This is a genomic window from Streptomyces malaysiensis subsp. malaysiensis, assembly GCF_040653035.1.
In the GTDB taxonomy this organism is placed as follows: Bacteria; Actinomycetota; Actinomycetes; order Streptomycetales; family Streptomycetaceae; genus Streptomyces; species Streptomyces malaysiensis.
Window position 1 is genome coordinate 314212 of the sequence record NZ_JBEZNG010000008.1, and the last position, 25760, is coordinate 339971.

24 protein-coding genes are annotated in these 25760 nt (G+C 70.8%); 15 read left to right on the top strand and 9 right to left on the bottom strand.

Annotation, left to right across the window (positions count from 1 at the left end):
* Positions 1 to 52: 52 nt before the first annotated feature.
* The 5 genes from pgl to tkt are packed head-to-tail and all read right to left on the bottom strand — an operon-like array spanning position 53 to position 6733.
* Positions 53 to 835 carry a 6-phosphogluconolactonase gene (pgl, locus tag AB0E24_RS19185; protein WP_359378386.1) on the bottom strand — a complete coding sequence of 261 codons (783 nt, stop codon included), beginning with the start codon at positions 833 to 835 and terminating at the stop codon, positions 53 to 55.
* On the bottom strand, positions 832 to 1965 hold the full coding sequence (opcA, locus tag AB0E24_RS19190; RefSeq protein ID WP_069869964.1) for a glucose-6-phosphate dehydrogenase assembly protein OpcA: 1134 nt from the start codon (positions 1963 to 1965) through the stop codon (positions 832 to 834). Before opcA ends, pgl begins: the two co-directional genes overlap by 4 nt.
* On the bottom strand, positions 1962 to 3485 hold the full coding sequence (zwf, locus tag AB0E24_RS19195; protein ID WP_370684997.1) for a glucose-6-phosphate dehydrogenase: 1524 nt from the start codon (positions 3483 to 3485) through the stop codon (positions 1962 to 1964). The genes opcA and zwf overlap by 4 nt, the downstream gene beginning before the upstream one ends.
* A gap of 5 nt (positions 3486 to 3490) precedes the next feature.
* A complete protein-coding gene (tal, locus tag AB0E24_RS19200) occupies positions 3491 to 4609 on the bottom strand; it encodes a transaldolase (RefSeq protein WP_069869962.1) in 1119 nt (372 codons plus the stop codon).
* Between the two features lie 45 nt (positions 4610 to 4654).
* A complete protein-coding gene (gene tkt, locus AB0E24_RS19205) occupies positions 4655 to 6733 on the bottom strand; it encodes a transketolase (protein WP_069869961.1) in 2079 nt (692 codons plus the stop codon).
* A gap of 383 nt (positions 6734 to 7116) precedes the next feature.
* Between tkt and AB0E24_RS19210 the strand changes: the two genes are divergently transcribed.
* From AB0E24_RS19210 to AB0E24_RS19220, 3 genes are all read left to right on the top strand, one after another.
* On the top strand, positions 7117 to 8067 hold the full coding sequence (locus AB0E24_RS19210; protein ID WP_069869960.1) for a heme o synthase: 951 nt from the start codon (positions 7117 to 7119) through the stop codon (positions 8065 to 8067).
* Positions 8068 to 8091: 24 nt separating this feature from the next.
* The gene (locus AB0E24_RS19215) at positions 8092 to 8511 is read left to right on the top strand and encodes a hypothetical protein (protein ID WP_231981499.1); all 420 of its coding nucleotides are present in this window, start codon (positions 8092 to 8094) and stop codon (positions 8509 to 8511) included.
* A 169-nt stretch (positions 8512 to 8680) separates the two neighbouring features.
* Positions 8681 to 9733, top strand: a complete 1053-nt coding sequence (locus AB0E24_RS19220; protein WP_359378503.1) for an amidohydrolase — start codon at positions 8681 to 8683, stop codon at positions 9731 to 9733.
* Here the strand turns inward: AB0E24_RS19220 and AB0E24_RS19225 are convergent.
* The 3 genes from AB0E24_RS19225 to AB0E24_RS19235 all read right to left on the bottom strand — a co-directional run bounded on the left by AB0E24_RS19225 (position 9703) and on the right by AB0E24_RS19235 (position 12496).
* Positions 9703 to 10695 (bottom strand): COX15/CtaA family protein, encoded by a 993-nt coding sequence (locus AB0E24_RS19225; protein WP_079257208.1) that lies wholly within the window; start codon positions 10693 to 10695, stop codon positions 9703 to 9705. The two genes, AB0E24_RS19220 and AB0E24_RS19225, sit on opposite strands and share 31 nt — an antisense overlap.
* Positions 10696 to 10799: 104 nt before the next feature.
* A complete protein-coding gene (locus AB0E24_RS19230; RefSeq protein ID WP_359378394.1) occupies positions 10800 to 11573 on the bottom strand; it encodes an ABC transporter permease in 774 nt (257 codons plus the stop codon).
* Positions 11570 to 12496 (bottom strand): ABC transporter ATP-binding protein, encoded by a 927-nt coding sequence (locus AB0E24_RS19235; RefSeq protein WP_079257207.1) that lies wholly within the window; start codon positions 12494 to 12496, stop codon positions 11570 to 11572. The genes AB0E24_RS19230 and AB0E24_RS19235 overlap by 4 nt, the downstream gene beginning before the upstream one ends.
* A gap of 195 nt (positions 12497 to 12691) precedes the next feature.
* On the opposite strand from AB0E24_RS19235, the gene AB0E24_RS19240 reads away from it, so the two are divergent.
* The 11 genes from AB0E24_RS19240 to dapD all read left to right on the top strand — a co-directional run bounded on the left by AB0E24_RS19240 (position 12692) and on the right by dapD (position 21563).
* On the top strand, positions 12692 to 13492 hold the full coding sequence (locus AB0E24_RS19240) for a helix-turn-helix transcriptional regulator (RefSeq protein WP_079153543.1): 801 nt from the start codon (positions 12692 to 12694) through the stop codon (positions 13490 to 13492).
* Complete coding sequence (gene sufB, locus AB0E24_RS19245; protein ID WP_069869955.1) at positions 13489 to 14910, top strand: Fe-S cluster assembly protein SufB; 1422 nt, start codon at positions 13489 to 13491, stop codon at positions 14908 to 14910. The genes AB0E24_RS19240 and sufB overlap by 4 nt, the downstream gene beginning before the upstream one ends.
* A gap of 90 nt (positions 14911 to 15000) precedes the next feature.
* Entirely contained in the window at positions 15001 to 16170 is a 1170-nt protein-coding gene (sufD, locus tag AB0E24_RS19250; RefSeq protein ID WP_069869954.1) for a Fe-S cluster assembly protein SufD, read from the top strand.
* Positions 16167 to 16490, top strand: a complete 324-nt coding sequence (locus tag AB0E24_RS19255) for a bifunctional 3-phenylpropionate/cinnamic acid dioxygenase ferredoxin subunit (RefSeq protein WP_093702446.1) — start codon at positions 16167 to 16169, stop codon at positions 16488 to 16490. Before sufD ends, AB0E24_RS19255 begins: the two co-directional genes overlap by 4 nt.
* 7 nt (positions 16491 to 16497) lie before the next feature.
* Positions 16498 to 17262, top strand: coding sequence for a Fe-S cluster assembly ATPase SufC (gene sufC / locus AB0E24_RS19260; RefSeq protein WP_069869952.1), 765 nt, complete (start codon positions 16498 to 16500; stop codon positions 17260 to 17262).
* The gene (locus AB0E24_RS19265; RefSeq protein WP_069869951.1) at positions 17259 to 18515 is read left to right on the top strand and encodes a cysteine desulfurase; all 1257 of its coding nucleotides are present in this window, start codon (positions 17259 to 17261) and stop codon (positions 18513 to 18515) included. Before sufC ends, AB0E24_RS19265 begins: the two co-directional genes overlap by 4 nt.
* Positions 18516 to 18526: 11 nt before the next feature.
* Positions 18527 to 18991, top strand: a complete 465-nt coding sequence (gene sufU, locus AB0E24_RS19270) for a Fe-S cluster assembly sulfur transfer protein SufU (protein ID WP_069869950.1) — start codon at positions 18527 to 18529, stop codon at positions 18989 to 18991.
* Positions 18988 to 19323, top strand: coding sequence for a metal-sulfur cluster assembly factor (locus AB0E24_RS19275; protein ID WP_069869949.1), 336 nt, complete (start codon positions 18988 to 18990; stop codon positions 19321 to 19323). The genes sufU and AB0E24_RS19275 overlap by 4 nt, the downstream gene beginning before the upstream one ends.
* Positions 19324 to 19441: 118 nt before the next feature.
* Complete coding sequence (locus tag AB0E24_RS19280; RefSeq protein WP_069869948.1) at positions 19442 to 19762, top strand: DMT family transporter; 321 nt, start codon at positions 19442 to 19444, stop codon at positions 19760 to 19762.
* On the top strand, positions 19762 to 20346 hold the full coding sequence (locus AB0E24_RS19285; RefSeq protein WP_069869947.1) for a TetR/AcrR family transcriptional regulator: 585 nt from the start codon (positions 19762 to 19764) through the stop codon (positions 20344 to 20346). The genes AB0E24_RS19280 and AB0E24_RS19285 overlap by 1 nt, the downstream gene beginning before the upstream one ends.
* A gap of 230 nt (positions 20347 to 20576) precedes the next feature.
* Positions 20577 to 21563 (top strand): 2,3,4,5-tetrahydropyridine-2,6-dicarboxylate N-succinyltransferase, encoded by a 987-nt coding sequence (gene dapD / locus AB0E24_RS19290; RefSeq protein ID WP_283887039.1) that lies wholly within the window; start codon positions 20577 to 20579, stop codon positions 21561 to 21563.
* Positions 21564 to 21709: 146 nt separating this feature from the next.
* Here the strand turns inward: dapD and AB0E24_RS19295 are convergent, their stop codons facing one another.
* Positions 21710 to 23536, bottom strand: a complete 1827-nt coding sequence (locus AB0E24_RS19295) for a DUF8508 domain-containing protein (protein WP_359378403.1) — start codon at positions 23534 to 23536, stop codon at positions 21710 to 21712.
* Positions 23537 to 23974: 438 nt separating this feature from the next.
* On the opposite strand from AB0E24_RS19295, the gene AB0E24_RS19300 reads away from it, so the two are divergent.
* Positions 23975 to 25528: a hypothetical protein gene (locus AB0E24_RS19300; RefSeq protein WP_069869944.1), complete on the top strand. Its 1554-nt coding sequence runs from the start codon at positions 23975 to 23977 to the stop codon at positions 25526 to 25528.
* The last annotated feature ends 232 nt before the right edge of the window (positions 25529 to 25760 follow it).

A 25760-nucleotide genomic window follows, 5' to 3' on the forward strand; every position in this document is an offset into this window, starting at 1 on the left:
ATCCCCCGGGTGCCAAATAGCGCCCGGGGGATCGTCGTATGCGAGACGGGGGTTACGGCGACGCCGGGGAGTACAGCTCGCGCGGCAGCCCCGCCGCCGCGGCCCGGTCCAGCAGCCACAGCGTGCGGCGGCGGCCGTACGCGCCCGCCGCCGGGGCCTGGAGCTCCCCGGCACCCGACAGGGCCATCGTGACCGCACCCGCCTTGTCCTCACCGGCCGCCAGCAGCCACACCTCCCGTGCCGCGCGGATCGCGGGCAGGGTCAGCGAGAGCCGTACGGGCGGCGGCTTGGGCGCGCCACGCACCCCGACGACCATCCGCTCGGTCTCCCGGACGGCGGGCAGCTCGGGGAAGAGCGAGGCCACATGGGTGTCCGGGCCGACGCCCAGCAGAGTCACGTCGAACGACGGCACCGCGCCGTGGTTCTCCGGCCGTGCGGCGCGAGCCAGCTCGGCCGCGTACGCCTCGGCCGCGGCGTCCACATCGCCGCCGTGGGGCCCGTCGGACGCGGGCATCGCGTGCACCCGCGCCGGGTCCAGGTCCACCGCGTCCAGCAGCGCCTCACGGGCCTGGGTGACATTGCGGTCCGCATGCCCTTCGGGCAGGAAGCGCTCATCGCCCCACCACAGGTCGAGCCGCGACCAGTCGATCGCGTCGCGCGCCGGGGCGGCGGCGAGCGCGGCCAGCAGGCCGTTGCCATTGCGCCCACCGGTCAGGACGACCGAGGCGGAGCCACGGGCGGCCTGGGCGTCCACGATCTTCGTGAGCAGCCGGGCCGCCGCGGCCTGGGCCATCAGCTCCTTGTCGCGGTGGACGACCACCTGTGGTGCGGTCACTTGTCCGCCTTCCCGTTCGCCTTCTGCTCCTGGGCCTTCGGCGGGTGGGGCTTGGGAGCCGGCGGCTGGGTCGGTGCCTGCGGCGGGTTCTTCGACGACCCGGGCACATGCTCCGAGGGCGTCTCAGGGTCCCGGGTCGGCAGCGGTGGCCGGGGCGGCACCTGAGTGGCCGGGGCCGTCTTGGCGTCCCGCTCCAGCGTCCCCACGCCGCCCAGCTTGCTCACGCCGAACTTCACCGACGACTCGTAGGTCTCGTCGGGGTCCAGCCGGCGCAGCTCCTCGGCGATCAGCTCCGACATCTCACGCCGCTGGAGCGCCACATGCCGGTCGGGCTGGCCCGGCATCGCCAGCTCGGCCAGCGAGCCGTTCGCCCGGTCCAGGCAGATCACGCCGTCGGCGGTCTCCAGCCGCACCGCGGTCAGCCCGGGGCCCTCCGAGACCTGCCGGTCCACCGGCACCCCCAGCCGCTCGGCGAGCCACAGCGCGAGCAGCTCGCTGCTCGGGTTGTACGCCTCGCCCTCGACGATCGCGGAGGTGATCGGGGAGTGCCGCTGGTCCAGGGCGGCGGCCAGGACGCTGCGCCACGGGGTGATCCGCGTCCAGGCCAGATCGGTGTCGCCGGGGGTGTACGTCGCGGCCCGCAGCCCCAGGGACGCCACCGGGTCCTCGGTGGCCTGGGCGTCGGTGATCCGGCGCTGGGCCAGCTGTCCGAGCAGGTCCTCGCTGGGGTGCTCGGGGGCGTCCTCCGGCCACCACACCACCACCGGGGCGTCCGGCAGCAGCAGCGGCAGAACCACCGAGTAGGCGTGGTTGGCGAGTTCGCCGTGCAGCCGCAGCAGCACCGTCTCGCCGGTGCCGGTCTCCCCGCCGACCCGCACCTCGGCGTCCATCCGGGCCATCTTGCGGTCGCGCGGTGAGCGGCCCGGCCGCTTGATGACGACCAGGATGCGCGAGGGGTGCTCCTTGGACGCCTCGCTCGCCGCCCGCAGCGCGTCGTAGTGATTGCCCTCGTCGGTGACGATGACGAGGGTGAGCACCATGCCCACGGCCGGCGTACCGGTGGCCCGGCGCGCCTGGACCAGAGCGGAGTTGATCCGGCTGGACGTGGTGTCCGTGAGATCGATGTTCATGGCCGCCGCCAGCTCCGTCCGTCTCGTGCGAGCATCTCGTCCGCGGCCTTCGGGCCCCAGGTCCCGGAGGTGTACTGCTCGGGCTTGCCGTGCTTGTCCCAGTAGTCCTCGATCGGGTCCAGGATCCGCCAGGACTGCTCGACCTCCTCATGGCGGGGAAAGAGGTTCGCCTCGCCCAGCAGGACATCGAGCAGCAGCCGCTCGTACGCCTCGGGGCTGGACTCGGTGAAGGACTCGCCGTACTGGAAGTCCATCGTCACGTCCCGGATCTCCATGGAGGTGCCGGGCACCTTGGAGCCGAACCGGATGGTCACGCCCTCGTCCGGCTGCACCCGGATGACCAGGGCGTTCTGCCCCAGCTCCTGGGTGTCGGTGGCGTCGAAGGGGGAGTGCGGGGCGCGCTGGAAGACCACCGCGATCTCGGTGACCCGCCGCCCCAGCCGCTTGCCGGTGCGCAGGTAGAAGGGGACACCCGCCCAGCGGCGGTTGTCGATCTCCAGCTTGATCGCGGCGTAGGTGTCGGTCTTCGAGTGGGGGTCGATGCCCTCCTCCTCGAGGTAGCCGTGCACCTCCTCACCGCCCTGCCAGCCGCGGGCGTACTGGGCGCGCACCGTGTGCTTGCCCAGCTCCCTGGGCAGCTTGACCGCCCTGAGCGCCTTCAGCTTCTCGGTGACCAGGGAGGACGCGTCGAAGGAGGCGGGCTCCTCCATGGCGGTCAGCGCGAGCAGTTGGAGCAGGTGGTTCTGGATGACGTCACGGGCCGCGCCGATGCCGTCGTAGTAGCCCGCGCGGCCGCCGATGCCGATGTCCTCGGCCATGGTGATCTGCACATGGTCGACGTACGACCGGTTCCAGATCGGTTCGAACATCGTGTTGGCGAAGCGCAGCGCCAGGATGTTCTGGACCGTCTCCTTGCCCAGGTAGTGGTCGATCCGGAAGACATCGCTGGGCCGGAAGACCTCGTGGACGACCTGGTTGAGCTCCTGGGCGCTCTTCAGGTCGTGGCCGAAGGGCTTCTCGATGACCGCGCGCCGCCAGGAGTCGCCCTCGCCCTGCGACAGCCCGTGCTTCTTGAGCTGCTGGACGACGGTGGGGAAGAACTTCGGCGGGACCGACAGGTAGAAGGCGAAGTTCCCGCCGGTGCCGCGCGCCTTGTCCAGCTCCTCTATGGTCGCCCGCAGCTTGACGAACGCGTCGTCGTCGTCGAACACCCCGGGGACGAAGCGGAACCCCTCGGCCAGCTGCTGCCAGACCTCCTCGCGGAACGGGGTCCGGGCGTACTGCTTGACCGCGTCATGCACGACCTGGGCGAAGTCCTCGTTCTCCCAGTCGCGGCGGGCGAAGCCGACCAATGAGAAGCCCGGCGGCAGCAGACCGCGGTTGGCCAGGTCGTAGATGGCGGGCATCAGCTTCTTACGGGACAGGTCGCCCGTGACGCCGAAGATCACGAGGCCCGACGGCCCCGCGATGCGCGGGAGCCGTCGGTCTCGTGTGTCACGCAGCGGATTGCTGCTGCTCACGGTTTTCACGCCTCCGAGGGTGCGAGGCGCTTGAGCTCCGCCTCGGTGGACTTCAGCAGGTCGTTCCAGGAGGACTCGAACTTCTCGACGCCCTCGTCCTCCAGCACCTGGACGACGTCGTCGTAGGAGATACCGATCCCGGCCAGCGCGTCGATATCGGCCTTGGCCTGCTCGTAGGTGCCGCGCACGGTGTCGCCGCGGATCTCACCGTGGTCGGCGACCGCCTCCAAGGTGGCCTCCGGCATGGTGTTGACGGTGCCGGGGGCGACCAGCTCGGTGACGTACATGGTGTCCTTGTACGCCGGGTCCTTGACACCGGTCGAGGCCCACAGCGGACGCTGCTTGTTGGCGTTCGCCCGGTCCAGGACGGCCCAGCGGTCGGAGCTGAAGACCTCCTCGTACGCCTGGTAGGCGAGGCGGGCGTTGGCCACGGCGGCCTTGCCGCGCAGCGCCTTGGCCTCATCGGTGCCCAGCTTGTCGATGCGCTTGTCGATCTCGGTGTCCACGCGGGAGACGAAGAAGGACGCCACCGAGTGGATCTTCTGGAGGTCCAGGCCCGCGGCCTTGGCCTTCTCCAGACCGGCCAGGAAGGCGTCCATGACCGCGCGGTACCGCTCCAGGGAGAAGATCAGCGTGACATTGACGCTGATGCCCAGGCCGATCACCTCGGTGATCGCGGGCAGCCCCTCCTCGGTCGCCGGGATCTTGATGAAGGTGTTGGGCCGGTCCACCAGCCAGGCCAGCTGCTTGGCCTCGGCGATGGTGGCGGCCGTGTTGTGGGCCAGGCGCGGGTCGACCTCGATGGAGACCCGGCCGTCCTGGCCGCCCGTCGCGTCGTGCACCGGCCGGAGGATGTCGGCGGCGTCGCGGACGTCCGCCGTGGTGATCATGCGGACGGCTTCCTCGACGGTCAGCTTGCGGACCGCGAGGTCGGCCACCTGCTGCTGGTAGCCGTCGCCGCCGGAGATCGCCTTCTGGAAGATGGACGGGTTGGTGGTGACGCCTACGACATGCTGCTGGTCGATCAGCTCGGCCAGGTTGCCGGAGGTGATCCTCTTGCGGGAGAGGTCGTCGAGCCAGATCGCGACGCCTTCGTCGGCCAGCCGCTTGAGTGCGTCTGTCATGGGGTGTGTTCTCCTACTCGTCGCTACTAGGTCGTCAGCGGGGGGTCAGCGCCCCGCGGCGTCGAGGGACTCGCGGGCGGCGGTGACCACGGCCTCGGCGGTGAGGCCGAACTCCCGGAAGAGCACCTTGTAGTCGGCGGAGGCGCCGAAGTGCTCCAGCGAGACGATGCGGCCGGCCTCGCCGACGTAGCGGTACCAGGTCAGACCGATCCCCGCCTCGACGGCCACGCGGGCCTTGACGGAAGGCGGCAGCACGCTCTCCCGGTACCCCTTGTCCTGCTCCTCGAACCACTCGACCGAGGGCATCGACACGACGCGGGTGGGAACCCCGGCGGCCTGGAGCTGCTCCCGCGCCTCGACGGCGAGCTGCACCTCCGAGCCGGTGCCGATGAGGATGACCCGCGGCGTGCCGCCCTCGGCCTCGAAGAGCACATAGCCGCCCTTGGCGGCGTTCTCGTCGGCCTCGTAGGTCGGCACGTTCTGCCGGGTCAGCGCCAGGCCGTGCGGGGCGGGGTTCGCGCCATGGCGGCGGGTGATCTCCCGCCAGGCGATGGCCGTCTCGTTGGCGTCGGCGGGGCGGACGACGTTCAGGCCCGGGATGGCGCGCAGCGCGGCCAGGTGCTCCACCGGCTGGTGGGTCGGGCCGTCCTCGCCGAGGCCGATGGAGTCGTGCGTCCACACATAGGTGACCGGCAGCTTCATCAGCGCGGCCAGCCGGACCGCCGGGCGCATGTAGTCGGAGAAGACCAGGAAGGTACCGCCGTAGACACGGGTGTTGCCGTGCAGCGCGATGCCGTTCATGGCCGAGCCCATGGCGTGCTCGCGGATGCCGAAGTGGATGGTGCGGCCGTAGGGGTCGGCCTCCGGCAGCGGGTTGCCCTTCGGGAGGAAGGACGAGGACGCGTCGATCGTGGTGTTGTTGGAGCCCGCGAGGTCGGCGGAGCCGCCCCACAGCTCGGGGAGCACCCCGCCGAGCGCCTTGAGCACCTGGCCGGACGCCTTACGGGTGGCCACGTCCTTGCCCGGCTCGAAGACCGGCAGCACGCCCTCCCAGCCCTCGGGCAGCTCGCCCGCGGTGATCCGGTCGAACAGGGCGGCCCGCTCGGGGCTGGTGTTCCGCCACTCCTGGAGCCTCTTGTCCCAGGCGGCGTGCGCCTCGCGGCCGCGCTCGACCAGGGCGCGGGTGTGGTTGATCACGTCGGTGTCGACCGCGAAGTGCTGCTCGGGGTCGAAGCCGAGGACGCGCTTGGTGGCGGCGACCTCGTCGGCGCCGAGCGCCGAGCCGTGGGACGCCTCGGTGTTCTGCGCGTTCGGCGCGGGCCAGGCGATGATCGTACGGGCCGCGATGATCGAGGGGCGCTCGGTCTCGGCCTGCGCCGCCTTGAGCGCCGCGTACAGCGCGTGGATGTCGAAGTCGCCGTTCTCGGACTGCTCGATGCGCTGGACGTGCCAGCCGTACGCCTCGTAGCGCCCCAGGACATCCTCGGAGAGCGCGGTCGCGGTGTCGCCCTCGATCGAGATGTGGTTGTCGTCGTACAGGGCGACGATATTGCCCAGCCGCTGGTGGCCGGCGAGCGAGGACGCCTCGGCGGAGATGCCCTCCTCCAGGTCGCCGTCGGAGACGATCGCCCAGATGGTGTGGTCGAACGGAGAGGCGCCCTGCGGCGCCTCCGGGTCGAACAGGCCGCGCTCGTAGCGGGCGGCCATCGCCATGCCCACCGCGTTGGCGATGCCCTGGCCCAGGGGGCCGGTGGTGGTCTCGACACCAGTGGTGTGGCCGTGCTCCGGGTGGCCCGGGGTCTTGCTGCCCCAGGTGCGGAACGACCGCAGATCATCGAGCTCCAGCCCGAAGCCCGCCAGGTACAGCTGGACGTAGAGGGTCAGGCTGGTGTGCCCGGGGGACAGCACGAAGCGGTCGCGGCCGGTCCAGCCGGCGTCGGAGGGGTCGTGCCGCATCAGCTTCTGGAAGAGCAGGTACGCGGCCGGTGCGAGGCTCATGGCCGTGCCAGGGTGGCCGTTACCGACCTTCTGCACGGAATCCATGGCCAGGACACGAGCCGTATCGACGGCCCGCCGGTCCAGATCGGTCCACTCGAGGTCTGTGGTAGTCGGCTTGGTGCTCACCCTGAGTCAGGGCTCCTCTCCACAATGTCGAAATCCGGTGACCGTATGTGCACCGGCGTTGTCGAGCCTACCCTTGGAACAACGGTCATCTTTTCGAGTTCCACCCAACGGGATAAGGAACGAATTCCCGGGTTGACGCATTCCCTCCGGAGCCCGTCCTGACGGCGTCCTGAGCCCTACGGAAGGCGTCATTCCGGGCTTTGCCGAGTCCGTGGTCCCCGGGCGTGGCGGCCTTACGGACGCCTTGCGGCACCCACTTCAACACGAGGGACCCCGGCGGCGGGCGGCACATCCGCTACGTCTAGAGTGGCGTGGTACGCGCAAGTCTTTACCGGCTCTTCATGTCCGGTGCTTGCTTGTTCTTGCTTCCACCAGGGGTGTGCGTGACGGCCGTCGAATCCCGTCCTGCGGGGGTGCTCGAGACGAGCGAAACGAGCTCCGGTCACCGGCCGTTCGGGGCCCGTGTCAAGGCGTTCGTCGCACTGACCAAGCCGCGCGTCATCGAACTGCTGCTGATGACGACGGTGCCGGTCATGTTCCTGGCCGCTCAGGGCGTCCCGGATCTGTGGCTGGTGGTCGCCACTTGTGTCGGCGGCTATCTGTCGGCCGGTGGCGCGGCCGCCTTCAACATGTATTACGACCGGGACATCGACGCGCTCATGGAGCGCACCGCGCAGCGCCCGCTGGTGACCGGCATGGTCTCGCCGCGCGAATGCCTGGTCTTCGCCTTCGCGCTCGCGGCGGGGTCGACGGCCTGGTTCTGGGCGCTGGTCAACCCGCTGTCCGCGATGCTGTCGCTCGGCGCGCTGGCCTTCTACGTCGTCGTCTACACGATGTGGCTCAAGCGCCGCACCTCGCAGAACATCGTCTGGGGCGGTATCGCCGGCTGTATGCCCGTGCTGATCGGCTGGTCCTCGGTGACCAACGAGGTCTCCTGGGCCGCCGTCATCCTCTTCCTCGTCATCTTCTTCTGGACGCCGCCGCACTACTGGCCGCTGTCGATGAAGGTCAAGGACGACTACGAGCGGGCCAGCGTGCCGATGCTGCCGGTGATCGCGGGCAACAAGGTGGTCGCGCGCCAGATCGTCCTCTACAGCTGGGCCATGGTCGGCGTGTCGCTGCTGCTGTGGCCGCTGGGCTACACCGGCTGGTTCTACCCGGTCGTCGCGGCGCTGCTGGGCGGGTTCTGGCTCAAGGAGGCGCACGGTCTCCAGGCGCGCGCCAGGGCCGGGATCACGGGCGCGAAGCTCAAGGAGATGCGGCTGTTCCACTGGTCGATCACCTATGTGTCGCTGCTGTTCGTCGCGGTGGCCGTGGACCCTTTCCTGCGGTGATTACCGGCGGGTAGCATCGGCTGTATGGCAGACACCACCCAGCCGGAGACGAATGAGAGCGGCGAGACGGCCGCACAGCCCTCCGTGCCGGAGGCACCCTCCAAGCCGCCCAAGCCGTCCAAGGACGAGAAGCGGGCCGAGCGGCTCGCCCGTGAGATCACGGCCTTCGCCACGAGCCACGGCGGTGGCGCCGAGGGGCAGATCGCCCATGTCGGGCGTGGCGTCGTCCGGATCGCCCTCGTCGGCGCCGACGGCGAATGGGGCGTCCTCGTCGCCCCCTCCCAGGACGGCGCGCGGCGCGCCGCCGAGATCGCCGGGCTGACCCTCCACGACGACTTCGACGGCGAGCTCGCCGCCAAGGTCCGCACCGGTCCTTACGAGTGGACGCGCATGGCGGGCATCCAGCTCGGCGGCCCCGGCAACCCTCCGGCACCCGCCTCGTAGAACGCCTGAGTACGGGTCCGGCGACACCTCGTGCCCCTTCCGTCCGTTAAGCCCGTCGATGCCGGAGGGCGAGGAGGCGGCGGCGATGCACGAGGCGACGGACTCCCCGGACACCCTGGGGCCGCCGACCGGCCCGGTCCCCCGGGCCGGGCCGGGCCCGGGTGCGGGGCTGATCACCCTGCCGCCGCTGGTGGACCAGCACAGCCATGGCACGGTCGACGGCGAACTCGGGATCGGTTCGTTCGAAACCCATCTGGCGGCCGCCGCCGGGTCGGGTGCGGCCCCGGCCGGCACCACCTTCTTCGACAGCTGGACCGGTCTCGCGGTGCGCCGCTGGTGCCCCCCGCTGCTGGGCATGGAGCCCCACTGCGCGCCCGTCAGCTATCTCGCCCGCCGCCGTGAGCTGGGCGCCTACCGCTCCGCGCGGCTGCTGCTACGCGGCGCGGGCGTCGGCACCTTCCTGCTGGAGTCCGGCGCCCGGGACGGCCTCAGCACCCCCGACGAGCTGGCCACGGCCGCCGACGGCGCGGTCCATGAGGTGATCCGCCTGGAGCCGCTGGCCGAGCAGGTCGCCGACACCTCCGGCACCGTCGACGCCTTCATCGGCAACACCGCAGAGGCGCTGTACGCGGCGGCCCAGCACGCGACCGCCTTCGCCATGGGGATCGCCTTCTGCGACGAGCTCCCGCCCGATCCGCGCGAGGTGCGGCGCGCCGCCGCCCGCTGGCTCGCGCTCACCGTGCGCCCGGCCCGGGACCGCGCCCCCGATCCCGCGCTCGCCCAGCATCTGCTGTGGAGCGCGGTCGCGACCGGCCTACCGGTGCAGCTGCACTGCGCCGATCCGCAGTCGCTCACCGGCTTCCTGCGCGCCACGGCGGGCTTCGGCACCGATCTGGTGCTGCTGCCCGACCGGCCGCACCACCGGCGGGCGGCCCAGCTCGCCGCGGCCTTCCCGCATGTCTACGCGGACGCCGGGCCACGGCCGGGGGAGACCCTGGGCGAGGCGCCGTTCGGCAAGCTGCTCTTCTCGACCGGCGCGCGGGCGCTGCCCGAGCTGTATGTGACCGCGTCCCGGCTGTTCGGCCAGGCCATGGCCCGGCTGGCACAGGAGTGGGTCGGCGAGGGGATCTGCACCCGGGCCGAGGCCCAGCGGATCGCCGGGCTGGTCGCGTCCGGGACCGCGCGCCGGGTCTACCGGCTCGACGCGGCCGGCTCGGGCTGAACGGTCTCGTGGTCGCCCGTGGGGGCGGGGACGGCCGCCGGGAGCGCGCCGCGCTCGCGCTGGGCGAGCAGCACCCGCAGCACCGCGATCCACACCAGGCAGGAGCCGAGCATGTGGATGCCGACGACGACCTCGGGCAGATGGGTGAAGTACTGCACATAGCCCACCACGCCCTGGAGGAGCAGGACGACGAGGAGCTCCAGAACCGTACGGCGCTGGTCGGCGGGGGCCTTCACGGCCCGCAGCGTGAACCACAGGGCGACGGTGAGGCCCAGCACGATGTAGACGAAGTCCACGTGCAGCTGGGTGATCTCCTGCCAGTTCAGCGGGATGCGGTGCACCTTACGGGCGTCACCGGCGTGCGGACCCGCGCCGGTGACCACCGTGCCGATGACGATGAGCGCGCCGGTGGCGGCGATCAGCAGCCGGGTCAGCTGGCGCACCGGCCCGGCCACCAGCTCCCGCGGTTCGCCGTCGCCCTCGCGCGCCCGCCACCAGGTCAGCACGGCGACCGTGAGCAGCGCGGAGGACAGCAGGAAATGCGAGCTGACGATGTACGGGTTGAGCCCGGTGAGCACCGTGATGCCGCCGACCACGGCGTTGCCCATGACGATCCAGAACTGGGCCCAGCCGAGCCGGGTGAGGGAGCGGCGCACCGGCGTCCTGGCGCGGGCGGCGATGATCACCAGCCCGATGACGGCGCACAGGACGTACGTCAGCATGCGGTTGCCGAACTCGATGGCGCCGTGGATGCCCATGTCGGAGGTGGGCGTCAGACTGCCGGAGGTGCACTTGGGCCAGGTGTCACAGCCCAGCCCGGACTGGGTCAGCCGGACCGCGCCACCGGTCACCACGATGACCACGGCCATCACCACGGTGGCCAGCGCGGCCCGCTCCACGAAGCGCGCGGAGGGCTGCCAGCGCCGGGCGATCAGCTCGAACGGATTCAGCGAATTCGGCACGGACCCATCGTAGGCCGCCGCTTGTGCAGGTTTTCACGAGGGGTTGTGCTTCGGTAAAGCCGCAGCTCGCGGAGGGGGCGGGCGGCTTCCGACGGTGGCGCGGCCTACTCCCAGCGGAAGAAGCGCGCCGCCGCGCCCAGCCCCAGCACCGCCCAGACCGCCAGGATCCCCAGATCCCGCCACGGCATCCCGGCCCCGTCCTGGAGGACGTCCCGCAGCCCGCCCGAGAGCGCCGAGATCGGCAGCAGCGCAAGGACGCTCCGCGCGGCGCCCGGGAACTTGTCCAGCGACACGATGACGCCGCCGGCCACGAGCAGCAGCAGGAAGACCAGATTGGCGGCGGCCAGGGTCGCCTCGGCCTTCAGGGTGCCCGCCATCAGCAGCCCGAGGCCGGAGAACGCCGCCGTGCCGAGGATCAGCAGCAGCGCCACGGAGAGCGGGTCGCCGTGCGGCGACCAGCCGAGCGCCAGCGCGATCGCGGTCAGCAGCACGATCTGCATGACCTCGGTGACCAGCACCGCACAGGTCTTGGCGGCCATCAGCCCCCACCGCGGCAGCGGTGAGACGGCGAGCCGCTTGAGCACGCCGTAGCGCCGCTCGAAGCCGGTGGCGATGGCCTGGCCGGTGAACGCCGTGGAGAGCACGGCGAGCGCCAGTACACCGGGCGCCAGGAAGTCCACCGTGCTGCCGTCGGCGCCGGTGTCCACGATGTCGACGGTGCTGAACAGCACCAGCAGCAGGGACGGGATGACAACGGTCAGCAGCAGCTGCTCGCCGTTGCGCAGCAGCATCCGGGTCTCCAGCGCCGCCTGCGCCCGGATCATCCGCGTCAGCGGGGCCGCCCCCGGCTTGGGGAGAAAAGTGCCCGTGGCGGTCACGCTCGCAGCTCCTTACCGGTGAGCTCCAGGAAGACGTCCTCCAGGGTGTGCCGCTCGACCGAGATCCGGTCCGGCATCACCCCGTTCTGCGCGCACCAGGAGGTGACGGTGGCCAGCATCTGGGGGTTGACCTTGCCGGTGACGCGGTACGAGCCTGGCGTCAGCTCGGCGGCCGTGGAGTCGGCGGGCAGCGCCTTGAGGAGCGAGGCCAGGTCGAGTGCGGGGCGGCCGATGAAGCGCAGGGTGTTCTCGGCGCCGCCCCGGCACAGCTGCTCGGGACTGCCCCGGGCGATCACCTTGCCGCCGTCGATGATCGCCACATCGTCGGCGAGCTGCTCGGCCTCGTCCATGTAGTGGGTGGTCAGCATCACGGTGACCCCGTCGTCGCGCAGATCGCGGATGAGGTCCCAGGTGGCGCGGCGGGCCTGCGGATCGAGTCCGGCGGTCGGCTCGTCGAGGAAGACCAGCTCGGGGCGGCCGACGACGGCCATGGCGAGCGCGAGCCGCTGCTGCTGGCCCCCGGAGAGCCGTCGGTAGGTGGTCCGGCCGCAGGAGGCGAGGCCGAGTCGCTCGATCAGCAGATCGACGTCCACCGGATGGGCGTGCAGGGTGGCCGTGTGGCGCAGCATCTCTTCTGCGCGCGCGCCGGAATAAACGCCTCCGGACTGGAGCATCACCCCGACCCGGGGGCGCAGCGCCGGGGCGTTCGCGACCGGGTCGAGCCCGAATATCCGGACCGTGCCGGCGTCGGGGCGGCGGTACCCCTCGCAGGTCTCGACGGTGGTGGTCTTACCGGCTCCGTTGGGGCCCAGAACGGCGGTCACGGTGCCCCGGCCGACGGACAGGTCGAGCCCGTCGACCGCGGTCTTCGGGCCGTACCGCTTGACCAGGCCGACGATGTCGACCGCGGGCTCTTCTCGCATGCCGGGCAGTCTACGAATCGCCGGGCCCCGTGTGGGCGGCAGGGCCGGAAGTCCGCGGGACCACCGCCCGGTCCCGGACACGTCGCCGCAGGTGAACGGCCGTCCCGGAGTTAGGCAGACCTAAGTGACGCACCCCACCGGAACCGGAGAACTCCCCGCTTGTGTCTCGCCGGAGAATTACGCAACAATGGCGTTGTGAAATACGCGAGCGAGGCTTCGAAGGGGCGCGCGGCCGAGGTGGCCGCGCGGTCCGGCGTGCCCGCGTCCGCGCCGGAGGAGCAGCACGGCACCCGTAACCGGGTGGCCCGCTCGATCCTCGACCACGGCCCCTCCACCGCGGCGGAGCTCGCCCTGCGGCTGGAGCTGACCCAGGCGGCCGTCCGCCGTCACCTGGACACCCTCGTCGCCGACGGCGTCGTCGAGCCCCGAGAGAAGAGGGTGTACGGGGCGCGGGGGCGCGGCCGCCCGGCCAAGGTCTTCGCACTCACCGACTGCGGCCGCGACGCCTTCGACCAGGCGTACGACAAGCTCGCCGTCGACGCCCTGCGCTGGATCGAGCAGAGCGCCGGGGGCGGCGAGGCGGGGCGTGCCGCGGTCGCCGCGTTCGCCCGCGCCAGGCTCGCCGCCCAGGCGGAGGGATACCGCGGCGCCGTCGAGGCCGCGGCCCCCGGCCGCCGCACCGAAGCGCTGGCCGGTGCGCTCTCCGCGGACGGGTACGCTGCAACGGCGCGCAGCGCGCCGGTCGGCGAACAGCTCTGCCAGCACCACTGCCCGGTCGCCCACGCAGCCGAGCGATATCCGCAGCTGTGTGAGGCGGAGACCGAGGTCTTCTCCCAGCTGCTCGGAACCCATGTGCAGCGTCTGGCCACCATCGCCCACGGCGACGGGGTGTGCACGACGTTCGTTCCGAAGACCGGCAAGGTCGAGAAGACCGACACCAGCACCACCAAGACCACCACCGCATCTGCCAGCACGGCCGGGAGGAACCCCGAATGACTCTCCCCACGGAGACCGCTCACCCCGAGCTCGAGGGTCTGGGCAACTACGAGTACGGCTGGGCCGACTCCGACGTGGCCGGCGCCTCGGCCAAGCGCGGCCTCTCCGAGGAGGTCGTACGCGACATCTCGGCGAAGAAGTCCGAGCCGGAGTGGATGCTCAAGCTCCGTCTCAAGGGCCTGCGGCTCTTCGGCAAGAAGCCCATGCCCACATGGGGCTCGGACCTGTCGGGTATCGACTTCGACAACATCAAGTACTTCGTCCGCTCCACCGAGCAGCAGGCCGCCTCCTGGGAGGAGCTGCCCGAGGACATCAAGAACACCTACGACAAGCTGGGTATCCCGGAGGCCGAGAAGCAGCGCCTCGTCGCGGGTGTCGCGGCCCAGTACGAGTCCGAGGTCGTCTACCACCAGATCCGTGAGGACCTGGAGGAGCAGGGCGTCATCTTCCTGGACACCGACACCGCGCTCAAGGAGCACCCGGAGCTCTTCAAGGAGTACTTCGGCACCGTGATCCCGGCGGGCGACAACAAGTTCGCCTCGCTGAACACGGCGGTCTGGTCCGGCGGCTCGTTCATCTACGTGCCGAAGGGCGTGCACGTGGAGATCCCGCTCCAGGCGTACTTCCGGATCAACACCGAGAACATGGGCCAGTTCGAGCGGACGCTGATCATCGTCGACGAGGACGCCTACGTCCACTACGTCGAGGGCTGCACCGCGCCGATCTACAAGTCGGACTCGCTGCACTCCGCGGTCGTCGAGATCATCGTCAAGAAGGGCGCCCGCTGCCGCTACACGACCATCCAGAACTGGTCGAACAACGTCTACAACCTGGTCACCAAGCGCGCCGTGGCCTACGAGGGCGCGACCATGGAGTGGGTGGACGGAAACATCGGCTCCAAGGTGACCATGAAGTACCCCGCCGTCTACCTGATGGGTGAGCACGCCAAGGGCGAGACCCTGTCCATCGCCTTCGCGGGCGAGGGCCAGCACCAGGACGCCGGCGCCAAGATGGTCCACATGGCCCCCCACACCTCGTCGAACATCGTCTCCAAGTCGGTGGCGCGCGGCGGCGGCCGCACCTCCTACCGCGGTCTGATCGAGATCGGCGAGGGCGCCGAGGGCTCCAAGTCCAATGTGCTGTGCGACGCCCTGCTCGTCGACACGATCTCCCGCTCGGACACCTACCCCTATGTGGACGTCCGTGAGGACGACGTGTCCATGGGCCATGAGGCGACCGTCTCCAAGGTCAGCGACGACCAGCTCTTCTACCTGATGAGCCGGGGCCTGTCCGAGGACGAGGCCATGGCGATGATCGTGCGTGGCTTCGTCGAGCCGATCGCGCGCGAGCTGCCCATGGAGTACGCGCTGGAGCTCAACCGGCTGATCGAGCTGCAAATGGAGGGCGCGGTCGGCTGACGCCACCCCCTTCCGGCCCCGGCGGGGCACCGTCCCCGTCCGGGCACCCCATTCAGGCCCATCAGGCAGAAAGTGAGCAGTACGACAGCCATGGCTGAAACCATCCCGGCCGGATCCACTACGGACGGCGTCATCCAGGTGGGCCAGCCCACCGATGCCCGGGTGAGCGCGCCCGCGTCGTACGACGTGGCCGACTTCCCGGTGCCCCATGGCCGCGAGGAGGACTGGCGGTTCACCCCGCTGGAGCGGCTGCGCGGTCTCCACGACGGCACGGCCGTCGCCGACGGCGGCGTCAAGGTCGAGGTGATCGCCCCCGAGGGCGTCACGGTCGAGACCGTGGGCCGTGACGACGCGCGCCTGGGGAAGGCCGGCAAGCCGGTGGACCGGGTGGCGGCCCAGGCGTACAGCTCCTTCGAGAAGGCGTCGGTCGTCTCGGTGCCCAAGGAGACGGTGCTCACCGAGCCGGTGCGGATCGCCGTGCACGGCGAGGGCGGCACCGCCTTCGGCCACCAGGTGATCGAGGTCGGCGCCTTCGCCGAGGCGGTCGTGGTCATCGACCACACCGGTGACGCCACGGTCGCCGCCAATGTGGAGTACCTGATCGGCGACGGCGCCAAGCTCACCGTGGTCTCGGTCCAGGACTGGGACGACACCGCCGTCCACGTCGGTCAGCACACCGCGCTGGTCGGCCGGGACGCCACCTTCAAGTCCGTGGTCGTCACCTTCGGCGGCGATCTGGTCCGGCTCCACCCGCGGGTCGTCTACGGCGCCCCCGGCGGTGAGGCCGAGCTCTACGGCCTGTACTTCACCGACAACGGCCAGCACCAGGAGCACCGGCTCTTCATCGACCACGACACCCCGCACTGCCGCAGCAACGTGGCGTACAAGGGTGCGCTCCAGGGCCAGGAGGCGCATGCGGTGTGGATCGGCGATGTGCTGATCCGGGCCGCCGCGGAGGGCACCGACACCTACGAGCTCAACCGCAACCTGGTTCTCACCGACGGCGCCCGCGTCGACTCGGTGCCCAACCTGGAGATCGAGACCGGCGAGATCGTCGGCGCCGGTCATGCGAGCGCGACCGGCCGCTTCGAGGACGAGCAGCTGTTCTACCTGATGGCGCGCGGTATCCCGGCCGACGAGGCCCGCCGTCTGGTGGTCCGCGGCTTCTTCGCCGAGCTCGTCCAGCAGATCGGGCTCCCCGAGCTGGAGGAGCGGCTGATCGCCAAGATCGAGGCCGAGCTGGAGGCGTCCGTAGGATGACCCAGACCTTCGTACGCGCCTGTGCGCTGGACGAACTCGACGAGGACACCCCCAAGCGGGTCGAGCTCGAGGGGGTGCCCATCGCTCTGGTGCGCACCGAGGGCGAGGTGTTCGCGGTCAACGACATCTGCTCACATGCGAACGTCTCGCTGTCCGAGGGCGAGGTGGAGGACTGCCAGATCGAGTGCTGGCTGCACGGCTCCAGCTTCGACCTGCGCACCGGCAAGCCGTCCGGCCTCCCCGCGACGCGCCCGATCCCCGTATACCCCGTAAAGATCGAAGGGGACGATGTGCTCGTCTCCGTCACCCAGGAGTCCTGAGGCACCCATGGCCACGCTTGAGATCCACGACCTGCACGTTTCCGTCGACGCCGAGGGCGGTCCCCGCGAGATCCTGCGCGGTGTCGACCTGACCGTCAAGCAGGGCGAAACGCACGCCATTATGGGCCCCAACGGCTCCGGCAAGTCCACCCTCGCCTACTCGCTCGCCGGCCACCCGAAGTACACGGTCACCGGCGGCACCGTGACGCTGGACGGCGAGGACGTGCTCGCGATGTCCGTCGACGAGCGCGCCCGCGCCGGTGTCTTCCTCGCCATGCAGTACCCGGTCGAGGTCCCCGGCGTCTCGGTCTCCAACTTCCTGCGCACCTCCGCGACCGCCATCCGCGGTGAGGCGCCCAAGCTGCGCACCTGGGTGAAGGAGGTCAAGGAGGCCATGGAGCGCCTCCACATCGACCCGTCCTTCGCCGAGCGCAATGTGAACGAGGGCTTCTCCGGCGGTGAGAAGAAGCGCCACGAGATCCTTCAGCTGGAGCTGCTGAAGCCGGCCATCGCGATCCTCGACGAGACCGACTCCGGCCTCGACGTGGACGCTCTGCGGGTGGTCTCCGAGGGCGTCAACCGGGTCCGGGAGTCCGGCCGGGTGGGCACCCTGCTGATCACCCACTACACCCGCATCCTGCGGTACATCAAGCCCGATCACGTCCATGTGTTCGCGGCGGGCCGGATCGCCGAGTCCGGCGGCCCGGAGCTCGCGGACAAGCTGGAGGAAGAGGGCTACGAGGCGTATGCGAAGGGAGGCGCGTCCGAGTGACACAGTTGCCGGGCCTCCTCGACACCGAGGCGATCCGCAAGGACTTCCCGATCCTGGACCGGGTCGTCCACGACGGCCAGCGGCTCGTCTATCTGGACAACGCGGCGACCTCGCAGAAGCCGCGCCAGGTCCTGGACGTGCTGAACGACTACTACGAGCGCTCCAACGCCAATGTGCACCGCGGCGTCCATGTGCTCGCCGAGGAGGCCACGGCGCTGTACGAGGGCGCCCGCGACAAGGTCGCCGCCTTCATCAACGCTCCCAGCCGCGACGAGGTGATCTTCACCAAGAACGCGTCGGAGTCGCTGAACCTGGTCGCCAACATGCTGGGCTGGGCCGATGAGCCCTACCGGGTGGACCAGGACACCGAGATCGTCATCACCGAGATGGAGCACCACTCCAACATCGTTCCGTGGCAGCTGCTCTCGCAGCGCACCGGCGCGAAGCTGAAGTGGTTCGGCCTCACCGACGACGGCCGGCTCGACCTGTCGGAGATAGAGCAGGTCATCACCGAGAAGACCAAGGTCGTCTCGTTCGTGCTGGTCTCCAACATCCTCGGCACCGTCAACCCGGTCGAGGCGATCGTCCGCCGCGCCCAGGACGTCGGCGCCCTCGTGGTGATCGACGCCTCCCAGGCCGCCCCGCATATGACGCTGGACGTACAGGCGCTCCAGGCCGACTTCGTGGCCTTCACCGGCCACAAGATGTGCGGCCCGACCGGGATCGGGGTGCTGTGGGGCCGCCAGGAGCTGCTGGAGGACCTGCCTCCGTTCCTCGGCGGCGGCGAGATGATCGAGACCGTCTCGATGCACTCGTCCACCTACGCCCCGGCGCCGCACAAGTTCGAGGCCGGTACGCCCCCGATCGCCCAGGCCGTCGGCCTCGGCGCGGCCGTGGACTACCTCACCTCGATCGGCATGGACAACATCACCCGCCATGAGCACGCCCTCACGCACTATGCGGTCGGCAGGCTCCTGGAGGTGCCGGATCTGCGCATCATCGGCCCCACCACGGCCGATGAGCGCGGCGCCACGATCTCCTTCACGCTCGGCGACATCCACCCCCACGATGTGGGCCAGGTCCTCGACGAGCAGGGGATCGCGGTCCGGGTCGGCCACCACTGCGCCCGCCCCGTATGCCTGCGCTACGGAATTCCGGCGACCACCCGAGCGTCGTTCTATCTGTACTCCACGCCCGCCGAGGTCGACGCCTTGGTGGAGGGCCTGGAGCACGTACGGAACTTCTTCGGGTAGGGGCGTGCCGCGTGAAGCTGGATTCGATGTACCAGGACGTCATCCTGGACCACTACAAGAACCCCCATGGGCGGGGGTTGAGGAACGGCGACGCAGAGGTACACCACGTCAATCCGACCTGTGGTGACGAGATCACGCTCCGGGTGCGGCTTGACGGCGACACCATCGAGGACGTGAGCTACGAGGGCCAGGGCTGTTCCATCAGCCAGGCCAGCGCCTCCGTACTCAATGAGCTGCTGGTGGGCAAGGAGCTGGCCGAGGCACGCCGGATCCAGGAGACCTTCCTGGAGCTGATGCAGTCCAAGGGCCGGGCCGAGCCCGACGACGCGATGGAGGAGGTGCTGGAGGACGCCATCGCGTTCGCCGGTGTCTCCAAGTACCCGGCCCGTGTGAAATGCGCCCTGTTGAGCTGGATGGCGTGGAAGGACGCCACGGCGCAGGCACTGGGCGAGACCGCCGGAGGGAAGACCGCATGAGTGACAACGTGACCGCCATCAAGCCCGCGAGCGAGGAAGAGGTCCGCGAGGCCCTGTACGACGTCGTGGACCCCGAGCTGGGCATCGACGTGGTCAACCTCGGTCTCGTCTACGGCATCCATGTCGACGACGGCAATATCGCCACCATCGACATGACACTCACCTCGGCCGCCTGTCCGCTGACCGACGTCATCGAGGACCAGGCCAAGTCCGCGACCGACGGCATCGTCAACGAGCTGCGGATCAACTGGGTCTGGATGCCGCCGTGGGGCCCGGACAAGATCACCGACGATGGGCGTGAGCAGCTGCGGGCGCTCGGCTTCAACGTCTGACGGCTCCCCTGGGTTTTTCGAGCGGCCCCCGCGCTTCGGCGCGGGGGCCGCTCATGTTTCCGGAACCGCCGCATCCGGTTGTGTACGGCCGTACGCATCGTTGTGTACGCTCGTACGCATGGCATATGTGACACTCTCCGGGGCCATCCTGGCCGAGATCCTGGCGACCACCTCGATGAAGTACAGCGAGGGCTTCAGCAGGCTCTGGCCCTCGCTCGCCACGGGCGCGGGCTATCTGCTGTCCTTCGTGCTGCTCGCGCATACGCTCAAGAGCATCTCCGTCAGCACCGCGTACGCCATATGGTCCGGAGCCGGGACCGCCGTCATCGCCGCGATCGGCATGCTCTTCCTGGGGGAGGCGATGACCGCCGCCAAGGTGTTCGGCGTGCTGCTGGTCATCGCCGGTGTGGTGGTGCTCAATCTGAACGGCGCCCACTGATGGCGCGCCGCTATGACCCCGAGCGGCGGCAGCGGATCATCGACGCCGCGATCACGGTGGTGGGGGAGCGCGGAATCGCGGCGCTCAGCCATCGCGCCGTGGCCGCCGCCGCGGATGTGCCGCTCGGATCGACCACGTACCACTTCGCGACCCTCGACGATCTGCTGGTCGCCGCCCTGGAGCAGGTCAACGCCGAGTGGCTGGCCGATGTGGAGCGCTGGGTGCGCGAGGCGCCCCCCGAGGCATCGCCCGCCGACGCGATGGCCGAGCTGATGGAGCGGATGCTCCAGGGGGACCGCGATCGGCTGGAGCTGGAGTACGAGCTGTATCTCGCCGCCCTGCGGCGCGCCTCGGTGCGGCCGATCGTCGCCCGCTACCTCGACGACACGGCGGAGCTGCTGGCGCGGCGGACCGGCGATCTGGAGGTGGCGCGCCAGGTCGGCGCGCTGTTCGACGGATTGTTGCTCCAGCTCCTGCTGACCGGGCGGCCCTTCGACCGGGCCGAGGCGCGGGGGGCGTTCGAGCGGGTGACCGGGGAGGGGCGGGGCGGGGCCGCGTCATCCGGCGATGTCGCCGGTGGGTGAGGTGGCGGCTGGGAGCGGGCGGTCGCCCGGATTGGTCGCCGGGATCGCTCGCCGGGACCGGTTGCTGGGGGTTGGCTGCTGGGATTGGTCGTCGGGACGCGCCGTTGGGGCTGACCGTTGGGACCGGCTGCTGGGATCGCTCGCCGGGACCGGCCGTTGGGACCCGCCGTCGGGACCGGTCGCTGAGACCGGTTCGCCTCCCGGGCCCGGCTCCGGTTAGCGTTCTGAGCATGACCGATGCACCCACCACCCGCACCGGCGCCGTCGCCGCCGGTCTCGCCACCCTCACCGAGGACGGCACCGTTCTCGACACCTGGTTCCCGGCCCCCGAGCTGACCGCCGAACCCGGCCCGGCCGGGACCGAGCGGCTCGACGCCGAGCGCACCACGCAGCTGCTGGGCGAGACCGCCCTCAAGGCGGTCGGACCGGACGCCCGGCGCGGCGTCGAGGTCGTCGCCGTGCGCACGGTCATCGCCTCGCTGGATGAGAAGCCGCTGGACGCGCACGACGTCTATCTGCGGCTGCATCTGCTCAGCCACCGGCTGGTCAAGCCGCACGGCCTGAACCTGGACGGCCAGTTCGGCCTGCTCGCCAATGTCGCCTGGAGCTCGCTCGGCCCGGTCGCCGCCGACCAGGTGGAGCGGGCGCGGCTCGCCGCCCGTGCCGAAGGGGCGCACCTGTCGGTGACCAGTGTCGACAAATTCCCCCGGATGACCGACTACGTCGTCCCCTCCGGTGTCCGCGTCGGTGACGCCGACCGGGTCCGCCTCGGCGCGCACCTCGCGCCCGGGACCACGGTCATGCACGAGGGCTTCGTCAACTTCAACGCCGGCACGCTGGGCACCTCCATGGTCGAGGGTCGGATCAGCGCGGGCGTCGTGGTCGGCGACGGCTCCGACATCGGCGGCGGCGCCTCGATCATGGGCACCCTCTCCGGCGGCGGCAAGCAGACGATCACCATCGGCGAGCGCTGCCTGCTGGGCGCCGAGGCGGGCCTGGGCATCTCGCTGGGCGACGACTGCATCGTCGAGGCGGGGCTGTATGTGACGGCGGGCACCCGTGTCTCGCTCCCGGACGGCAAGATCGCCAAGGCTCTGGAGCTCTCCGGTGCGAATAACCTGCTCTTCCGGCGCAACTCCATCACGGGGACGGTTGAGGCGCTGCCTCGCACCGGTTCGTGGGGTGGGCTGAACGAGGCGCTGCACAGCCACAATTGAGTTGGGGCGCGCGCCTTGGGTTTCGTTGCCTGGTGCGGGGCGGTGGGAGGTGTTGTGCCCACCCGTTCCGCCCGGAACGATTGCCCACAACGGTGCGCCACCTGACGGTATGCACTCCGGGGGGCAAGCCCCCCGGAGTGGTTTGTTCAGGGGCGTAGCCGGACCACCTGCGGGTCGTGGTCGCTGGACTGGTCCGCGAACTCGGCGTTGATGTGGACGATGTCGTAGTCGGCCCGGCGCAGCGCACTGCTGGTCAGGATGTGGTCCAGCACCTGCGAATTGCCGCTGTAGACATAGCCGTAGCGCTCGTCCTTCGGCAGCCGGGTCACCAGGTCGGTCAGCACTCCGCCCTTGGCGAGGTCCGCCAGCGCGGGTGAGAACTGGTAGTCGTTGAGGTCGCCCGCGACGACCACCGCCGCCTTCGGATCGGCGTTCAGCAGCGACTTGACGAAGGTGTTGACCGCCGTGGCCTGTCCGGTGCGCTGGGTCTCCGAGGAGCGGGCCGGGGGCTGGAAGCGGCTGTCCAGGCCCTGGTCGCCGCCCTTGGAGTTGAAGTGGTTCGCCACCACGAACACCGGGCGGCCCTGGAAGGAGAACTGCCCGACCAGCGGCTTGCGGCTGTCCTTCCAGACGTCGTTCGCCGGGTCGATACGGCCCGGGGAGGCCGACAGCGTGGCCTTGCCGCCCTTCTTCTCGACCGTCACCGGGGTGGTGGAGTCGCCGCCCGGGATGTCGGTGAAGGAGACCCGCTCGGGGTTGTAGAGGAACGCCACACGGATGTTGCCGCCCGGCTCGCCGCCGTCCTGGTCGTCAACCGGGTCGATCTGGCGCCACTCGTACGAGGGGCCGCCCGCCGCCTTGATCGCGTCCGTGAGCTTCTTCAGGGTGGCGTCGGCGCTCACCACCGAGTCGTTGGTCGCGCCGTTGTCGTCCTGGACCTCCTCCAGCGCGACGATGTCCGGCGAGGCGAGGTGCTGCACCAGCCCCGTGGCCAGCCGGTCGAACTTCGACTGGGCGGTCTTGGGGGAGAGGTTCTCCACGTTGTAGGTGGCGATGGAGAGTTCGTCCGCCTTCTGCTTGCGGGTGCTCTCCCGCTCGGGGCCGTGGTCGGCCAGTTCGCCCAGGGTGTCGGCCGCGATCGTGTAGCCGCCGAAGTTGTCGTAGTCCAGCGGTCCGGCGGTGGTGCCGGTCAGCGCGTCGCCGACGTCCGCCACCGGGAAGGGGTGCTCGGCGTACGGGAGGAGGGAGACCACCTTCACCCGGCCCGCGTTCGGGTCGCGGTAGGAGCTGTAGAGGGCGCCGCCGCGCGCGGTCCGCTCATGGTGGGGCTCGGCGGTGACCCACAGCTCCTTGTAGGTGTTGGTCGCGCCGACCACGGGGGCGTTCTCGACCGAGACCCGCATGCCCTCCAGCGACTCGTAGCGGTCCAGGGCGTAGGAGCGCGGCCGCAGCGTCAGCCCCTCGATGGACTCGCCGCCGGCCTCCGGCGTGTAGCGGTCGGGGAGCGTGGCGGGGCTGAGCCGGAACGCGGCGGGCAGCGCGTTGCCGGAGGAGCGGACCGTCCAGGTCGCCTTGGAGATCTCGGTGAGCGACTGGAGACCGGCGTCCTTGCCGCCCGGGTAGTACTCGGACACCGTCCCGGAGACCAGCACCGAGTCGCCCACGGCGACCGAGGGCGTGGTCGATCCGGTGAAGACGAAGATCGCCTCGCTGGTGGCCGCGTCCTTGTCGGGCCGGGGGTCCTGGATCCAGAAGCCGCGCGACGAGCCGAAGGAGCGTATCGCCGTGACCGTGCCGGGGACGTCGGCCACCTGCTGCCCGGCGAGCGGGGATATTCGGGTGCTGCCCTGGATGTCATGGACGCGGATCTCGGCGGCGGAGGCCGAGGAGGGCACGGCGAGCAGCCCGGCCGCGAGGGCGGAGGCGGCGACGGCGGTGACGGCGACGGGTCCGCGCGGGGCGCGAAGGGACATGGTGGTGGCCTCCGGAAAGGAGCGAATGGCGAGGAAGACGCCTCTACGCGCGTCAATCTCTGTCCTCGCCAAGGAAGTTGTCAAGGGAGGAGGGATGGCTCGCGCACGGCGGAGGCGGGACGGGGGCAGGAACGAGCGCGGCCGCGCGCCCCCTCGCACCGGCCGCTTTCCCGGGTCCGCAGCGGCCCGTGCGAGGGGTCTGTCGGCCGAAATCACCGGTTGCCGTGGCACGGGATGGGGCGCGGGACCACATCGGGACGAAAGTGCCGTCCCGTTCCGTCTACGCTGGGGTCCGGGCCGTGCCCGCGCACCCGCGCCCGTACACCCGCATATCCATACCCTCATGGCTCCACGGCCCTGAGACCCCTAGCTCCACAGCCCCCATACCCCCGCGTTCGCGCGCACGACTTCCGTGCCCCTGAGGAGTGACGTCCGCCCATGCCAGAAGAGCGCCCCACCATGCCGCCCGTACGGCTTCACACCGACGCGGAACTCGCGCGGGACGCACTCGCCGCGCCGCTTCTCGCCCGCGCGGTCCGGCTGGCCCGCTGGGCCGAGCCGGGGCGGCCGGTCGCGTCGGGCGGGGCGCTGCCGGAGAGCGAGCTGTCGGCGGCGGCCGAGCTGCTGGGGCTCGCGGGGGACGAGGACGGGCCGCTGTACGCGGCGCAGGCGTGGCAGCTGGCCGTGGACACCGGGCTGGTCGAGATCGAGGAGTCCGAGGAGCCGACGCCCGGCGAGGCGTCGTCCTCCCGGCCCGGCGGCGAGAGCGGCGGCGACGGTGACCCCGACCCGGCGGACGGCGAGGCGCCGGCCGTGGGCGACTTCTCCGCCGTCGCGACCAGCGGTGCGGAGCTGCGGCTGATCGCCGAGGGCGGCCCCCGCGACATCCTGGACATCTGGCTCGACGGCTTCGAGACGGTGCTGGCCGACGCCGCCGCCCCCGATCTGAACGACATCGCCGACCAGATCGGCGAGGACGGTGAGCTCGACCTCGACGCGCTCGACTGGAACCCGGAGGAGGAGGCCGAGTTCCTCGACGGGGTGCTGGGCAACCTCTATCTGCTGACCGCCCTGGACGAGGAGGCCGCCGCGGCCCCCGTACCGCTGCCCGCGCTGGCCGCATCCATGATCGTCCCCGAGGACATGGACGAGCCCACCGACGACATCCTCGAAGAGGTCTCCGAGGCGATGGTGCGGCTGGACGACCAGTTCCGGCTGCTCGCCCCGACCGGCCTGATCGACTACCAGCCGGTGGACGAGGCGTTGATCGAGGAGGTCGACGGCGAAGGCCGGATCCAGGAGCCCGAGACGGCCCAGGAGTTCGAGGACGAGGACGTCTCCCGCTACGGCATGGTGCGGCTCACCCCGCTCGGCGTCTACGCCGTACGGGCCCGGATGGTCGAGGCGGGCATCGACGCCCCGGCCGTCGGCGACCTGGCGGACAAGGGCGCGGGCATCCTGCTGGACGCCCTCCCCGGCCACCCCGAGCCCGCCGCACAGGCCGAGGCCGAGCAGTGGCTGGCCCGCCGTACGCCCGAGGGGGCCGCCCGGGAGCTGCTGGCCGCCGCGCGTGGTGACGACGAGGACGCGCCGTTGCGCCGCCTCACCTGCCAGCAGACGCTCTCGCTGGCCGGGGTCGAGGCCGAGCCCGCGCTGCGCGAGGTGCTCGACGACCGCCATCTGGGCGGGCTGGCCCGGGTCTGGCTGGCCGAGCGCGGGGTGGCGGATGTTCCGGAGCCGTCGGAGGAGATGGTCTTCTGGCTGACCGTGGACACCCTCGCGGCCCAGCTCGCCACCGAGGGCGACTCGGCCGAGCTGCGGGATCTGGTGCGGGGCCTGGTCGACCAGTCCGGGAGCTTCTTCGACTCGGCCTGGCGGGTGGACCACCCGGCCACCGCGGATGTGCTGGAGGCGATGGGGCGGCTGCACCCGGACAAGGAGGCCGCCAAGGAGGCCCGTAAGGCTGCCTTCAAGGCACGCTCCCGGGCATAGCTGCCCCTGGTGGGCGTGCCGCCGCGCTGCCCGCCCCGCGGGCGCACCGGGCCTGCGGCCGCTCCCCGCGGAGGTGATCGCGGGGCGGCCGCCGGGCCCTCCGGGGCCCGGGTGGCGCCCGGCGGGCGGGGAAAGTCGCTCGCCGCGTCGGAGCCGTAACCCCCTGCGCACCGTATAAGGGATCGGCAGTCATTCGTCCGTTGATGTCGCGCGCCGTTCAACTGATGTTCGG